At 64.7% G+C, this 535-nt stretch carries 1 protein-coding gene; it reads left to right on the plus strand.

The window, feature by feature from the left end:
- Positions 1-308: 308 nt before the first annotated feature.
- Positions 309-535: hypothetical protein (locus ACOADB_RS02430; protein WP_378596319.1), on the plus strand; the 227-nt coding region annotated here is incomplete at its 3' end.

Genomic DNA, 535 nt, shown 5'->3' on the forward strand with positions numbered 1-535 from the left:
GGTGGCTGATCGGCTGCGCGAGGAACATCCCGAGCTCGTCAGCTCCTGAGAAGGGTGCCTGCTCGCAGGTTGATTGATATCAATCAACCTGCGGCATGGGGCGGTGTTTCGGGGCCACCGATCTCGCTTGTGGAGAGTCCGTGTCGATGTCGGCGCCGGGTGTCACCGTCGTCCACATGCGATTGATCAGCTCCCCCTACGAGCGCCCGTTCCTTCGGCCGGCCTCACTGAATCCCTTCGACATCATCGGGGACGGCGTGGTGGAGACCCTTCGTGACCGTGGCGCCCAGGAGCTCAGCATCAGGTCCGTGGCCAAGGCCCTCGGGGTGACATCGCAGGGCCTGCACCAGCGATTGCAGAGTCACCGTCATGACGACACCGAGACGCCGACCGCGGTCCTGTGCCGCATGGCATCGGTGGCACTGGGGCAACGATGGTTCGCGTGGGTCCGTGAGTCGCTGATGGCACTCGACCCGGAGGTTCCAGAGATCCGCTTTCCGCAGACAGAGCACGAGCGCATGGGAGTCGCGGTCTG

It is taken from the genome of Nocardioides sp. CPCC 206348 (assembly GCF_048654705.1).
In the GTDB taxonomy this organism is placed as follows: domain Bacteria; phylum Actinomycetota; class Actinomycetes; order Propionibacteriales; family Nocardioidaceae; genus Nocardioides.